At 35.1% G+C, this 13,359-nt stretch carries 14 protein-coding genes; 9 read left to right on the top strand and 5 right to left on the bottom strand.

Annotated features, from left to right (window positions below; genetic code table 11):
* Position 1: 1 nt before the first annotated feature.
* The 5 genes from ABEG63_RS02575 to ABEG63_RS02555 all read left to right on the top strand — a co-directional run bounded on the left by ABEG63_RS02575 (position 2) and on the right by ABEG63_RS02555 (position 3,572).
* A complete protein-coding gene (locus ABEG63_RS02575; protein WP_346582740.1) occupies positions 2–712 on the top strand; it encodes a CDP-alcohol phosphatidyltransferase family protein in 711 nt (236 codons plus the stop codon).
* 88 nt (positions 713–800) lie between these two features.
* On the top strand, positions 801–1,565 hold the full coding sequence (locus tag ABEG63_RS02570) for an exonuclease domain-containing protein (RefSeq protein WP_346582738.1): 765 nt from the start codon (positions 801–803) through the stop codon (positions 1,563–1,565).
* 3 nt (positions 1,566–1,568) lie between these two features.
* A complete protein-coding gene (locus tag ABEG63_RS02565; RefSeq protein ID WP_346582737.1) occupies positions 1,569–1,967 on the top strand; it encodes a DUF2007 domain-containing protein in 399 nt (132 codons plus the stop codon).
* A 494-nt stretch (positions 1,968–2,461) separates the two neighbouring features.
* Complete coding sequence (locus tag ABEG63_RS02560) at positions 2,462–3,067, top strand: fumarylacetoacetate hydrolase family protein (RefSeq protein WP_346582735.1); 606 nt, start codon at positions 2,462–2,464, stop codon at positions 3,065–3,067.
* A 58-nt stretch (positions 3,068–3,125) separates the two neighbouring features.
* Positions 3,126–3,572: a universal stress protein gene (locus tag ABEG63_RS02555; RefSeq protein ID WP_267401857.1), complete on the top strand. Its 447-nt coding sequence runs from the start codon at positions 3,126–3,128 to the stop codon at positions 3,570–3,572.
* 74 nt (positions 3,573–3,646) lie between these two features.
* Here the strand turns inward: ABEG63_RS02555 and ABEG63_RS02550 are convergent, their stop codons facing one another.
* The gene (locus ABEG63_RS02550; RefSeq protein ID WP_267401858.1) at positions 3,647–3,880 is read right to left on the bottom strand and encodes a hypothetical protein; all 234 of its coding nucleotides are present in this window, start codon (positions 3,878–3,880) and stop codon (positions 3,647–3,649) included.
* 42 nt (positions 3,881–3,922) lie between these two features.
* Here ABEG63_RS02550 and ABEG63_RS02545 point away from each other — a divergent pair, with 42 nt between their 5' ends.
* Together ABEG63_RS02545 and ABEG63_RS02540 are read left to right on the top strand one after the other, a co-directional pair.
* A complete protein-coding gene (locus ABEG63_RS02545; protein WP_346582733.1) occupies positions 3,923–4,828 on the top strand; it encodes a DUF6427 family protein in 906 nt (301 codons plus the stop codon).
* A 3-nt stretch (positions 4,829–4,831) separates the two neighbouring features.
* Complete coding sequence (locus ABEG63_RS02540; protein ID WP_312388789.1) at positions 4,832–5,416, top strand: DUF3109 family protein; 585 nt, start codon at positions 4,832–4,834, stop codon at positions 5,414–5,416.
* Between the two features lie 69 nt (positions 5,417–5,485).
* Here the strand turns inward: ABEG63_RS02540 and ABEG63_RS02535 are convergent, their stop codons facing one another.
* Together ABEG63_RS02535 and ABEG63_RS02530 are read right to left on the bottom strand one after the other, a co-directional pair.
* Positions 5,486–6,175 carry a hypothetical protein gene (locus ABEG63_RS02535; protein WP_346582731.1) on the bottom strand — a complete coding sequence of 230 codons (690 nt, stop codon included), beginning with the start codon at positions 6,173–6,175 and terminating at the stop codon, positions 5,486–5,488.
* 109 nt (positions 6,176–6,284) lie between these two features.
* Positions 6,285–7,619, bottom strand: a complete 1,335-nt coding sequence (locus ABEG63_RS02530) for a trigger factor (RefSeq protein WP_267401862.1) — start codon at positions 7,617–7,619, stop codon at positions 6,285–6,287.
* Positions 7,620–8,131: 512 nt separating this feature from the next.
* Here ABEG63_RS02530 and ABEG63_RS02525 point away from each other — a divergent pair.
* The gene (locus ABEG63_RS02525) at positions 8,132–9,589 is read left to right on the top strand and encodes a hypothetical protein (RefSeq protein WP_346582729.1); all 1,458 of its coding nucleotides are present in this window, start codon (positions 8,132–8,134) and stop codon (positions 9,587–9,589) included.
* Positions 9,590–9,623: 34 nt separating this feature from the next.
* Entirely contained in the window at positions 9,624–10,163 is a 540-nt protein-coding gene (locus ABEG63_RS02520; protein WP_346582728.1) for a hypothetical protein, read from the top strand.
* Between the two features lie 142 nt (positions 10,164–10,305).
* Here ABEG63_RS02520 and ABEG63_RS02515 read toward each other — a convergent pair whose 3' ends face one another.
* Entirely contained in the window at positions 10,306–10,866 is a 561-nt protein-coding gene (locus ABEG63_RS02515; protein ID WP_346582727.1) for a hypothetical protein, read from the bottom strand.
* 29 nt (positions 10,867–10,895) lie between these two features.
* Positions 10,896–13,280, bottom strand: coding sequence for a TonB-dependent receptor (locus ABEG63_RS02510; protein ID WP_346582726.1), 2,385 nt, complete (start codon positions 13,278–13,280; stop codon positions 10,896–10,898).
* Between the last annotated feature and the right edge of the window lie 79 nt (positions 13,281–13,359).

The following is a 13,359-nucleotide window of genomic DNA, read 5'->3' as shown; positions in this document are numbered from 1 at the left end:
AATGAATTTTATAAAAAATAATCTGGCCAATGCTTTAACCTTAGGAAATCTTTTTGCAGGATGTGTAGGAGCCATCCATCTGATCTTAGGCGATTATCAGACCACTGCGATTTGTCTGATCCTTTCTTCTATTTTCGATTTCTTCGATGGTTTTGTTGCAAGAGCAGTAAAATCCAATTCAAATCTTGGTCTTCAGCTCGATTCTCTTGCAGATATGGTAAGCTTTGGAGTTATTCCGGGATTAACGATGTTTAAAGCGCTAGAACCTTTCGGAAGTGAGATTTTTGGAATTAATTTATTTTTCGAAATCAAGTATATCGGTTTAATTGTTACCGTATTTTCATGTTTAAGACTGGCTATTTTTAATCTGGATGAAGAACAGCGATATTATTTTAAAGGCTTAAATACGCCAACAAATACAGTTTTATTATTCGGATTATATTATGCTTTTAAAGAAATGAATGCCTTTAGTTTTCTATTTGAAAGCGCACCGCTGCTGATTGTATTAACACTCCTTACATCATGGCTTCTGATAAGTCCGGTAAAAATGATGGCCATGAAATTTAAATCTAAAAAATTACAGGATAATTATTCCAAAATCGTACTTTTAGGAGGCGGAATTGCTATTTTAGCGATATTCCAGATCGTGGGAATTCCGATGCTTGTCATTTATTATATATTAGTATCAATTATATTTCAAAAACAGCTGTAATGGCTGGGAGATGAATGAGGGGAGCATGAAGTTTTTCCCTGAAAACATTTTCAAATTATCAAATTAACACATTTTCAAATTATCAGAAATGAACTTAAAACTACATAAACCTCTTTGTATCTTTGATTTAGAAACAACAGGAACCAATATCGGAAAAGACAGAATTGTTGAAATCTGTATTTTAAAGGTAAATCCTGATGCATCGAGAGAAAGCAAAACATGGAAAGTAAACCCTGAAATGGCGATTCCGAAGGAAAGCAGCGATATTCACGGGATTTATGATGAAGACGTGAAAGATGCACCTACTTTCAAAGAAATTGCATCTAAAGTAATGGAAATGATTGCCGGTACCGATTTGGGAGGTTTTAATTCAAACAGATTCGATGTTCCTTTGTTGGCAGAGGAATTATTGAGAGTAGGAATGGATTTTGATTTGAGTAAATTCAAATTGGTGGATGCTCAGACGATTTTCCATAAAAAAGAGCCTAGAAACTTAGGTGCTGCCTATCAGTTTTACTGTGGAAAAACCTTGGAAAATGCACATTCGGCTGAAGCAGATGTGATGGCTACTTTTGAGGTTTTAGATGCTCAAATTGGGAAATATGATGATATTCCGAATGAAATTGCAGCATTAAGTGAATTTACATTCCATAATAAAAATGCAGATTTAGCAGGATTTATAGGGTTTAATGATAAAAACGAAGAAGTTTTCAACTTCGGTAAATATAAAGGACAGGCAGTAAAAGCTGTTTTTCAAAAAGATTTGGGATATTTCGGATGGTTGCAAAATGCCGATTTCCCTCTTTACACGAAAAAAGTTTTAACTAAAATTCAACTTTCAAGTAAATTTTAAAATATGAGCGAGCTGGTTAAATTCAAATTTTACGAAACGGCTCTTCAGGCCAACAGAGACAAGCAGATTTTGGCTGAAAACGGCATCAACAGCTTCATTGCAAACGAACAGCTAATTCAGTCGGATTGGTTGCTTTCTCAGGCTGTGGGCGGAATTCAGTTGCAGGTTTTCGATGAAGATTTGGAAAAAGCTAAAAAAGTATTGGAAGACTACAAAGAGAATGAAGAATTTTCTCTGGAAGTAGAACATACTATTGAGAATCCGGAATTCGATTTTGTTTGTCCGAAATGTGGTTCGAATCATATTTATAGAGACGATAGCGCAACGAGCTTCTTTGGTGTTTCTATTTTGAAAAGCCATAAGTTTATTTGCTACTACTGTGGGAATGAGTTTGTGTGTTAATTGACGAGGCAATTGTGAATTGTGAATTTTGCTTCGCAAATGAACAGTATATCTGTCATCCTGAAAGGATCTAAACATAGTATTAGAAATATAATTTAGAAGATTCGTGCCTAGATCCTTTCAGGATGACAAACTTTCTGGTTATTACAAAATATTGAAATGACAGAGAATAATTCCCCTTCTCTGGAGGGGTGGCGAAAATTCGAAAGAATTTTTGACGGGGTGGTTTTGCAAGGTGAATCATAAATGGTAAATTTTGCTTCGCAAGTGAATTTTTAAGCCATATTAAAAATTAACTATTCACTCGAAGAAATTGACAATTTACATTCATAGCCCCGATTGCAGCGGCATCCTTTTGTACAGCGCAGCGAAACAAAAGATACAGCGGAAAGCGGGAAAAAGCTCCTAAAAAAAATAAATAATAACAGCGAGATTGCTTTACTTCGACAAGCTAAGTATAAGCTTTTACACTTCTCGCAATGACATAAAAAATTATGAAAATAATCTGTATAGGAAGAAATTACAGTGAGCACGCGAAAGAATTAGGAAATGAAATTCCTGAAAAACCTGTGATTTTTATGAAGCCTGATACGGCAGTTTTGAAGGGAAATGATTTTTATATTCCTGAATTTTCTAACGATGTTCATTATGAACTAGAAGTTGTGGTAAAAATTTCGAAAGGCGGAAAATATATTCAGAAAGAAACGGCTCATAAACATTATGAAGAAATTGGGCTTGGAATAGATTTTACAGCGCGAGACCTTCAAAGTGAATTGAAATCTAAAGGCTTACCTTGGGAATTGGCGAAAGGTTTTGACGGTTCTGCTGTGGTTGGAAATTTTTTTAAAAAGGAAAATTATAACCTAGAATCGCTTAATTTCTCATTGCTGAAGAACAAAGAGAATGTTCAGGACGGAAATACAAAAGATATGATTTTTACCGTTGATGATATCATTGCTTTTGTTTCGCAATACTTTACTTTGAGAGTGGGTGACCTTATTTTTACAGGAACGCCAAAAGGAGTTGGAAAGGTAGATGAAAATGATATTTTGGAAGCTTACCTTGAGGATGAAAAAATTCTGGATATTCGAATTTTATAGGTAATTAGACCTCTGCTTTGGCATAATTTTCCTATCTTTAGTAAACAAAATAAAGGTTATGGTAAATATTATATTACCCGTAGATTTTGGGGACAAAACAGAGCAACTTGTAGAAGGTGCAGTAAAATTTGCAAAACAGGTAAATGGTAAAATTTTCCTGATCCATGTGGCTCCATCGGATATTGGTTTTGCCATTGGCGATATGGGATTTCAGTATTTTCCTGAAGTGGAAGAAAACGAAATTCGTGAGGAGCTGGTTCAGTTAAATAAAATTGAGCAGAAAATACTAGCTTACGATGTAGATTGCGAACATCTCTTGAAACAAGGAATTGCCAAAGATATTATTCTCGAGTATACTCAGGATAAAAATGCAGATTTCATTGTGATGGGTTCACACGGAAGAAGCGAAATCTATGATGTCTTTATCGGAAGCTTAACGAAAGGGATTACAAAGAATTCTCCCGTTCCGGTTTTGGTGCTTCCTATTCACGAAAACAACCAGTGAGATTTTAATCATTAATATAAAAAAACCGATCAAACATAAAGTATTGATCGGTTTTTTACTATATAACCAATTAATTAACCTTCTTTTTTGTAGATATTCGGATCGTAGTAAGGATGCTTACCTTCCGTTGGAGAATAATAGTCTTTATCTTTGTCACCACCCAGTGTAGCTACAAGAACGTAGCACCAGTACGTAAACAATACGCAGCAAACAATAAATAGAATCCAGTTTAAAACATTACCGAAAGCATCAAAGAAACCGAAAGACCATTTGAAAACTTTGCTTAAGAATAGAAAGAAAGACGTCATTATTTTCCTTTTTTAAATTAACTTTGTACAAATTTATAAAAAATGTTTAAATTACTTTCAAAAGAAAGCAATATTTTTTCAATTCCTGTTTATATTGGTTTTCTTCTTTTAGTAGTAATATTATTTAACATACTGAATTTCAACACTTATGAAGCTATTATTGCCGGAATTACTTTTCTGGGAATCGCTTTGGGATATTTTTGTTTTCACAGCATTGCGCTGAATTACCAAACGCATCTGCCATTATTTTTATATACATTTTTTATTTTCGGTTTATATCCGGGAAATTTAGATATCGGGATTGCCGTTTCTTTATTAACGAATTCTTTCCTTTTGCTGCTTTTAACGAGTACAAATGAAGATATACGAAAGAAATCTTATGTTTTGGTAGGCTCTATTGTGGCACTGAATTTTATTTTTCTTCCGACAACATGGCCAATGGCTGTTTTTGTGATCGTGCACGTAATTGCAACGTCTGAAAGAATTGCTTTAAACCTTTTCAGATTTTTATTGGGAATTATTTTAATTGCTTTCAGCTATTTTTCCATCATGTATTTCTTTGATTATACAACGTGGAATATAGATTATTTACCATTTGGAAAGATGAAGCTTGTAACAGATTACAGCGATATTTCACCTTTAATTCCGATCGTATTAATGCTGATCTACTCGATATATGACCATTTTAAAAATTATAATAAAAAGAGCCCAATCAGCAGGTACAAATACACTTTTTTACTTGTATTTTCTTTGGCACAGCTTGTTACTATTATTCTGTATATGAATAACAGTTATGAATATTTACTTCTTCTTGCCTTTCCATCAACCATTATCATCAGCAGAATGATGAAGTTTTTACCTAAATATTGGATGCAGGAAGTAAGCGTTTGGCTTATTATTTTTAGTTTAATTATCTTTAAAGCAGGTACTTATTTTGATTTTTTTTAGATTATGATTCAGATTGACGATAAATTGATTTCCGAGGATATTTTTTCCGAAGAGTTTGTGTGTAACCTTTCAAAATGTAAAGGCGCATGTTGCGTGGAAGGAGATGTGGGTGCTCCGTTAGATAAAAACGAGCTCGAAATCTTAGATAACATCTTTGATAAAATTAAACCTTATCTCACTCAGGAAGGCATCAAATCCATTGAAGAAATCGGAACATGGACGACCGATCCGATGGATGGAATGTACGTTACTCCAATGGTAGAAAACCGCGAATGTGCGTATGTGACCTTCGACGAAAAAGGAATTACCAAGTGCGGAATTGAAAAAGCGTATGAAGATGGCGCTGTAGATTGGCAAAAGCCTATTTCGTGTCACCTCTACCCTATTCGTGTGAATGAATATTCTACATTTACCGCTCTAAATTATCATGAATGGAATGTTTGTAACGATGCTTGTACGCTAGGAAAAGAGCTTCAGGTTCCTATTTATAAATTCCTGAAAACTCCTTTGATCAGAAAGTATGGTGAAGAATTTTACGGCGTTCTGAGCGAAGTTGCCGATGAATGGAAAAATGAATATGGTTCTTAATCATTATCATTTTTAAACAATAAAAAACCGCAGAGAGATCTGCGGTTTTGTGTTTATAATAAGCTTAAATTATCCTTTAAAATCTTGATCCGAAACTCCAGAATTAATCACCACTTTCGTTGTTTTAATGGTAATTTTCTGTCCGTTTCCTTCAGCTTCTATTTCTTCAGGAAATTTAATTCCGTCAACCGTCATATAGCTTTTAATAACTGCGGTGCCTTCTTTAGAGCTTGATTTGTACAATAATCCTGTTGTCGTATCGAAATAATACTGTCCTTTATCGGAAGACAAAACATTGTAATCTTTTCCGTCTACTTTTTCAACCGTTACCGTTTGGAAATTACTCGCATCATAGCCTAGAGCTTCGATAGGTTTTCCTTTTTTTAGATCAGCCACTTTATCGGCAGGGATCATATTTTTTTGTCCCATTTGGTCAAAATATCCTTTTTCACCGTCAAAAAGCTGAGTCATTGTTTGCCCCATTACTTTTTGCTCAGATTTGAATTTGTTGCCCATCTTTTTTGTAGACATCGTAAATTCCATTCCCTGTACAGAAAGTGTATTATCTGTAATTGTAGTTTTTACCGCTTCCAGTTTTTCTTTTCCGCCTAATGCTTTAAGATAGTTATCAATGACCTCCTTAGGCGTAAGTTTAGACTGTTTAGCCTCTGTTTTCGTTGCTTTTGCCGCAGTTTCCTGTGCTTCTACCGACGTGGAAAAAAGTAGAACACAAAAGAACGGTATGATTAATTTTTTCATATACATTATTTATGACTGTAAATATAAAAAATGTAAAAGATAAATTGGTTTTCAAAAACAAAAAACCACCAAAAAAATGGTGGTTTTGAAATATTTATATCTAAATAAATTATTTTTTAAGCTCTTCTAAAAACTCATCGTGAGAGATTGCAGTTTCCTTTTTAGTAGCTTTTTCAAGAATTACATCTTTCAATTTAGCCATAGCTACTTCAGATGAAATTTGTCTTACCTGCTCTTGGTCTTTCAACATTTCAACAGCATATTTCTGGATTTCCTCATCACCTAAGTGGTGGATTCCGTAGATAGCCAATTGATTTCTTACCAATTGCTCAGCTTGTGCTAAAACATCAGCATAATCTAACTGAATTTCGTTATCCGTCATCAATTTACCTTCGATGATTTGATATTTCAATTGAGTTTTTTCAGCTTCAAGAATTTCTTTAGCTTGCTCTTCAGTTTGAATGTTTTGGTTAGAGAATAATAACCACTTGATTAAGAATGCTTCAGGAAGTGCAACTTCTTCTTTTTCAGAAACTTGCTCCAACACTTTATTCACAAAGTGAACATCAGCATTTTGCTGGAAGTACTCGTCTAATTCAGATTTTACTTTTTCTTTAAGTCCATCTTCTGTTGTGATGTTTCCTTCTCCGTATACTTTATCGAATAATTCTTGGTTAAGTTCAGCCAAGTTAAGACCATAGAAATCTTTTACTTTCACCTCAACTTCAGCGTGGTGTAAGTGCTCAACTTCTTCTTTAGAGAATCCTAATTCTTTAGCCAATTCTTCGTTTTCAGCAAGAGTTTCTTTAGAAACTTTTACAGAACCGTCCATTTTCAAAGATTTTACCAATTTGAAAGCTTCTTTGTTTTCAGCGTTAATGGTAACGTTCTTTGGGTGGTGGTGGTGCTCTCCTTCAGCATCTTCCTCAACAACCTGAGAAACTTCTAAAGCGATGTAAGAATCTTTATTGATTTTTTCTTGAGGAGCCTGCTCTGCGAAACGCTTCTGCATGTTCTCAATACTTTTGTTGATTTCTTTTTCAGAAGCTTCTACTTTGTAGTGAGGAGCCTCATATTTAGCTAAATCGATAGTGAATTCAGGCTCGTACCCAACTTCAAAAGCAACCTGAATTTGATCAGCATTGTAATCTAATTCGTTCACTGGTTGAGGAACCGGCTGACCAACTAATCTTAGCTTGTTATCGTTAACATATCCGTTCAAAGCATCAGAAACCTGCTTGTTGATTTCTTCAAAAGCAATTCCCGCTTCATATTGTTTTCTAACCATACTCAAAGGCACTTTCCCTTTTCTGAATCCAGGAACTTGTGCATTTTTAGCATAATTAATCAATTGTTTTTCAACTTTTTCCTTATAGTCAGATTTTTCCAATGTCACTGTAAGCAATGCACTTACATCATCATGGTTTTTTGCAGTAACCTTCATTATTGATTAAAATTTTAGGTTGCAAAAATATGAAAATTTTATGAAAATCTATCAATTAAAATCAACTTATACAGCCAAATATTGTTAAAAGGAAGACATTGCAATTTTCCTTCTTATATATAAGGAATAATACAACTAAAAACTTGACCAAAATCTGGCACCTTTAACATGATAATAAGTTTACACGACAACTATTAGGACGTACCACAAAAATTCAATTTTCATTAAAAAAAATCCATAGAAATATTAAAATTCATAAATATTAATCTATAATTATTTATAAATTAATATAAAAAAATCATCAAAAGCCAATTTTTTATTTACTTTTGCAACCGAAAACTAAATACTAAGGCAAATTTTACTTCTCTTTAAGTTAAACCAAAGATTTTACGCTTAAAATCGCAGGATAATCTATTGTCCCTTATTGTATTTTTTCCTAGAAATTTTTATGTATAGCATAAATACAAACTAAGCCTTGAAAATAATTTAATAAAAAGTATAAATAATAAACTATGAAAATCTCTACCAGATTTGCAGAATTTCAATTTGGTAAAAAACAATTTGGAATCTCTGCAATTGCGCTATTATTAGGAATTTCACAAACCAGTTTTGCACAAACCAGAGTTGTTGTAAATCCCGGATTGGAATTTGGAGTTGCCAATGCAACTGTGGTTCAAATTGACTCTAATTTCGGTTATGGTTCAACTTTCGATGCAGGCTCAGGTGTTACTTCCCCGTGGTATACTTCACATCCATCTCAGGCCAATTCATGTACATCAGGATTTGTGGGAGCCTGTCACCCGATTGAAGTTTGGGGCACGGGATATAATAGTGTGAATGCAGCTCAGGGAAGCAATTTTGTTGAGTTGAATGCTTTTGTAAGCTCAATGATTTATCAAAATATGTATCTAGTTCCTGGCGATATCATCAGTTATGATTTCAAGCACAGAGCAAGATCCCGAACTCAAGAACAAGCTGCCATGGTGATCGAAAATCAAAGTGAAGTAAATATCGCAACGATTAAATCTACAGCTACCCCTTCCAGCATATCTCAATGGTCAACCAATTCTGGAAATTATACATTTAACGGAACAGCCGGAGTTTACAGAGTAGGATTCAGAGCTCTTGTTGACGGTGGAAGTGGCGGTCTTGGAAATTTTCTGGATGATGTTAAAATAACAGTAGATCCTATTATTGATTTAAAATTTTCCAACGCTTTGTCATCTTGTGAAGGATCAAGCAATGGAAATTTATTCCTACGAATAAACGGAGCTGTAAGAGCATCAACTACTGTAGCCGTAGAATTAATCAATCCAAATAACGGTACTGCATTAGCTTCAGATAATGACATAGCCTTAACGCCTGTAGCGAATTCACACGGAACACCTACAATAGCCCACACAGCTGGATCCAATATTTATCTGATTACCATTCCTGCTGGTAATTATGATGGTGGTGTTACGCCCGGATACGCAAGTCCGAGCAATGATGAAGATGGAATTGCCATCAATATTAATTCAGTAAATGATACGGTTTATGAACCTAATGAAACCTTTAAATTTGAAATAAAACAACAGGGAACAAATGGTTCAACAACCAATTTCCGTTCTACAGAAACTCCTGTATTCGGAGATACTTATTATCCGAGAACGAATGATTATTTCATCCTGAGATGTGTATGCTATGACGACGCCAATACCGCAACAGCAGGCACCATCACGAAAGTAGGTATTTCTAATTTACAAAAAATAACGCCGAATAACGGAGCATGGCCTGCAAACAGAAAATCGGGACATTTAGCTTTAGAATCGAATAATAAAGGATTTGTAATCTCAAGATTATCTACCACACAAATAACTGCTTTAGTTTCTCCACAAGAAGGAATGATGGTATATGATACAACCGTAAAATGTTTAAAAATCTATGACGGAACTGCATGGAGCTGTTTCAGCACACCAACTTGTCCGTAATCTTTTTAAAACTAACAACTCAAAAATTAATACAATGAAAAAAATAATATCAGGAATATTTATAGGAATCGCAGCCCTTTCGAATGCACAAATTATCGTAGGAGATGCGGTAGGTACTGCAACTGTAAAAACGTCTGTTTTATTAGACTTTGCTCCTAATCAAAATAAAGGAATCATTCTGCCATACGTAAGAACTTTACCTACAGCTCCCGCAGAAGGAACTTTGATTCTTGACGCAACAGATGCCACAAAAGCCCGCGTAAAATATTACAACGGAGCATGGATAGATCTAAGCGGACAGGATGCAAACATTACAACTGCATTAGCAACTCAGCCAACAGTAGCTCAGATTACTGAAGGAGCGGGCGAAAAAGTAATCATCGGAGCAGCATCAAGCACAGCAAATGGTCTTCTGGTGTTGGAATCTACTACAAAATCAATGGTATTGCCAATCGTTCAGGATGTTCAGAATATCCCAAGCCCGGCAGCCGGAATGATGGTGTACGTAAACAAAGCCGGAGCAAAACGTCTAGCCATCTACAATGGCAGCAAATGGTCTTATTGGAAACCATAAAATAATCGATTGATATATTCTAAAAACATAAACTTTGTTCCCGCAAACCTCCAATTTTGGAGGTTTTATTTTTAGCCAAAAATAAAACAGGCTGCCCCAAATAAGGGCAACCTGTTTCTCTAGACATGAAGTTTATTTTTTATTAATGTGCATCTACTGTAATATCTACATCACTTTCTCCACCAACGGTTTGACCTAATTGGTTAGAAGCAGAAGGATAGTTTTGATTAACAGAAGTAGGCGCGTGAATCAATTTAATATTCATTTTTCCTGTAGAGGCTACAGAAGTGATCGTCCATTCTGTTTTCATTCCCAATTTCTGCCCGTCTGTTCTTTCGATGTCATCTGACGCTCTGATTACTTTAATATCAGCATTAGCCGGATTAAATGTGATGAAGTGGTGATCTTTTTCCTCTTTAATTTCCGATGAAGAATGATAGTGATCATCATGCTTGATTTGGAAATCCAACACCGCAACATATGTATCTCCCTGGTGTAAATGAAGATGACCATCTGCCACACCTCCGATTACATTTAAAGTCTGTATATCGGTAGCGTCTGCTTTATTCGTTAATGTTAAAACTACTTTTCCGATCTCATCGTGCTCGTGGATATCTTCAGGAATATCATCATCCCCATTTCTACATGATAAGATAAAAACTGCAGCTAAAAGTAATAGTGTTATATTGAATAATTTTTTCATTTTAAATTTAATTTTAAAGTTTTAATAATTTAGAAGTTGTATTTCAGAGTAACGATAAAGTTTCTACCGGATTCCGGCATAAAATATCTCAGTCTGTTAAGATATTCGCGATACTCTGTATTAAAAATATTGTTGATTCTGAAATTAAGATTCAGATTCTTGAATAGGTCTGCACCCACAGACGCGTGGAAAATACTGTAGGCAGCCGGAGGAGTGCTCAGATCAAGCTCTTCTGTTTTCGCTGTTCCGTCTTCAATAAAATCTACATTCTGATTTCTGATAGGAAAACGGTTTTGTCTAAACACATTTTCATTTTCTAATCTTACATAGAAATTTTTAGGTGTATTTAATTTAAATTCCACCGCATTTCGAAGATTTGCCGGCATCATTAAGATCAAAGGTTCGTCATGAGTTAAATCGTCTCCTTTCAGAGCACTGAAACTTGTATTCCATTTTAAATTATCCAGAATATTAAGTTCGGCATCGGCATCAATTCCAAAAATTCTGGCTTTGATCTGCTGATAGCTCCACACCGGAAAAACCCCTCTGTTGGAAGACTCGATCCCCGTCGGAACCTGATTGATAAAACTATCCGACATCATATAATAAGGATTCACCTCAATATGTAATCCTTTCAAAACATTGAATTTCCCTGCTAATGAAAGGCTCGCGTTATACACCGTTTCTTTCTGAATCGATAAATCTCCTTCCTCAATAATCGCAGCAGAATGGTGAAGGCCATCCGAAAAAAGCTCTGCCGGATTCGGCGTTCTGTCTGCTCTGGAAAGGTTTAATTTCATTTCAAAATTATTATTCGGCTTATAATTCAATCCTACATTGGCGGAAAAATTATGATAATCTAAAATAGGACGGGTTAAAATTCTGCTGTCTACCTCTTTCACAAAAAACTGAGGATAGCGGCTTGCAAATTTTTCGTTCCAGTCTTTCGCATCATAATATTTATAAGAATCATATCTACTGAAATCATATCTTGCCCCCGCTTCTGCATTCAATTTTGAACTGAATTTATATTTGAATACAGAAAAAGCACCTGCATCATATTTATAATAATCAGGAATTAAACGTCTTGCTTTTGTTGTCGGATTCGGATAATTATCCTGAAAACCTGCTGAAAGACCGCTTTCAAGACTCCAGTTTCCTCTTTCCAAAAGATGAGTTACACTCGCTGAATGGGTGATCAACCTTAAATCCATAGACGGAAGTTCATTAAGTTCACCCCTTCTGATATCGTATTCTTTACGACGATTCAACTGAAAGCTGTATTGAAAACTTACCTTTCCAAAATTCTCAAAACGCTTGTAGGCAGACAGTTTTGCGATATGATGCTCTACCTCTTGTTTAGGATTCACAATATCATAACTGAAATCATCCAGATAATAAGGCTGCCCGAATTTAATGGCATTTCTGAAATCTAAAGGACTTCCCAAATGCGCCCCTTTAAAGATCCCAAATTCCTGATTAATGCCACTGTACGAAACATCAAATCCTTGCATAAAACCATGATTTCCAAAAGAGAAATTAAAAGAATTCACCTCCGCGCCCGTATTTTGCAGCGTATGATGAGGAATATAAAGATCCCCTAACTTTTTATAACTTCCTCCGGTCTTTACATACCATTGGTTTTTCCAGGTTTTGGCGGCATTGGCAGCAATTTCGCCTCCTCTTCCGTTAGAAATACCGGAAAGTTTTACACTTCCCATCACGGTATCTTTTTTAGGTAAAACAGCAGGTTCCAGAACGACAACTCCTCCTACAGCATCGCTTCCGTATTTTAAAGCAGAAGCTCCTTTAATGACATCAATATGCTCAAAATCATTAACATCCACATTCGGAGCGTGCTCTACACCCCATTCCTGTTCTGCCATTTTCACACCGTTATTCAAGACAGCGATACGGCTTCCGTATAACCCGTGAATAACAGGTTTTGTGATATTATTTCCAGTTTTAAGCGCGGTAACTCCCGATATTCTCGAAAGCAAATTCCCCAGATTTTCGGTAGAATTTCTTTCAATATCAGCTTTATCCAGCGTTTTTATAATTACAGAACCACTTTTTTTGTGGTTTCCGTGCAATGTAACGACCTCAATATCCTCAACATGATGTTCAAGGGTAATTGCTAAGTGCATATCCTGATTAACTCCTATATTTTCAGTATAATCATTACAATCAGGATGTTTAGCAATGAGTATATATTTTCCCGCAGGAATTTTATTGAAAGAAAATTTACCGTTTTTACCCGTTTTTGTAGTAAAATCTCCAATTTTCACTACTGCATTTTCCAGCATGGTTTTGTCATGAAAATCCTGTACAGATCCTTCTACAGTAAAAGTCTGTTGTGCGTTTGTAAATGCAAATCCGCAAAGAATAAGCATTAAACTATATATCAATTTCATTGTTAAATAGATAGATTGCGTACCTCACAAAAGGTACATTTCGTAAAAAATGTGAAATTTATGGCTGATAGATTTTCGT

The organism is Chryseobacterium sp. C39-AII1 (assembly GCF_039672645.1).
Classification (GTDB): domain Bacteria; phylum Bacteroidota; class Bacteroidia; order Flavobacteriales; family Weeksellaceae; genus Chryseobacterium.
Note: the sequence above shows the minus strand (reverse complement) of the source record. Positions and strands in the feature narration are given on the sequence as shown.

Bases quoted from the DNA above. Each gene is read 5' to 3' on its own strand.
- ABEG63_RS02515 (WP_346582727.1), bottom strand. From the start codon at position 10,866: ATGAAAAAATTATTCAATATAACACTATTACTTTTAGCTGCAGTTTTT.
- ABEG63_RS02540 (WP_312388789.1), top strand. From the start codon at position 4,832: ATGATTCAGATTGACGATAAATTGATTTCCGAGGATATTTTTTCCGAA.
- ABEG63_RS02545 (WP_346582733.1), top strand. From the start codon at position 3,923: ATGTTTAAATTACTTTCAAAAGAAAGCAATATTTTTTCAATTCCTGTT.
- ABEG63_RS02550 (WP_267401858.1), bottom strand. From the start codon at position 3,880: ATGACGTCTTTCTTTCTATTCTTAAGCAAAGTTTTCAAATGGTCTTTC.
- ABEG63_RS02530 (WP_267401862.1), bottom strand. From the start codon at position 7,619: ATGAAGGTTACTGCAAAAAACCATGATGATGTAAGTGCATTGCTTACA.
- ABEG63_RS02520 (WP_346582728.1), top strand. From the start codon at position 9,624: ATGAAAAAAATAATATCAGGAATATTTATAGGAATCGCAGCCCTTTCG.
- ABEG63_RS02510 (WP_346582726.1), bottom strand. From the start codon at position 13,280: ATGAAATTGATATATAGTTTAATGCTTATTCTTTGCGGATTTGCATTT.
- ABEG63_RS02565 (WP_346582737.1), top strand. From the start codon at position 1,569: ATGAGCGAGCTGGTTAAATTCAAATTTTACGAAACGGCTCTTCAGGCC.
- ABEG63_RS02535 (WP_346582731.1), bottom strand. From the start codon at position 6,175: ATGAAAAAATTAATCATACCGTTCTTTTGTGTTCTACTTTTTTCCACG.
- ABEG63_RS02570 (WP_346582738.1), top strand. From the start codon at position 801: ATGAACTTAAAACTACATAAACCTCTTTGTATCTTTGATTTAGAAACA.
- ABEG63_RS02560 (WP_346582735.1), top strand. From the start codon at position 2,462: ATGAAAATAATCTGTATAGGAAGAAATTACAGTGAGCACGCGAAAGAA.
- ABEG63_RS02575 (WP_346582740.1), top strand. From the start codon at position 2: ATGAATTTTATAAAAAATAATCTGGCCAATGCTTTAACCTTAGGAAAT.
- ABEG63_RS02525 (WP_346582729.1), top strand. From the start codon at position 8,132: ATGAAAATCTCTACCAGATTTGCAGAATTTCAATTTGGTAAAAAACAA.
- ABEG63_RS02555 (WP_267401857.1), top strand. From the start codon at position 3,126: ATGGTAAATATTATATTACCCGTAGATTTTGGGGACAAAACAGAGCAA.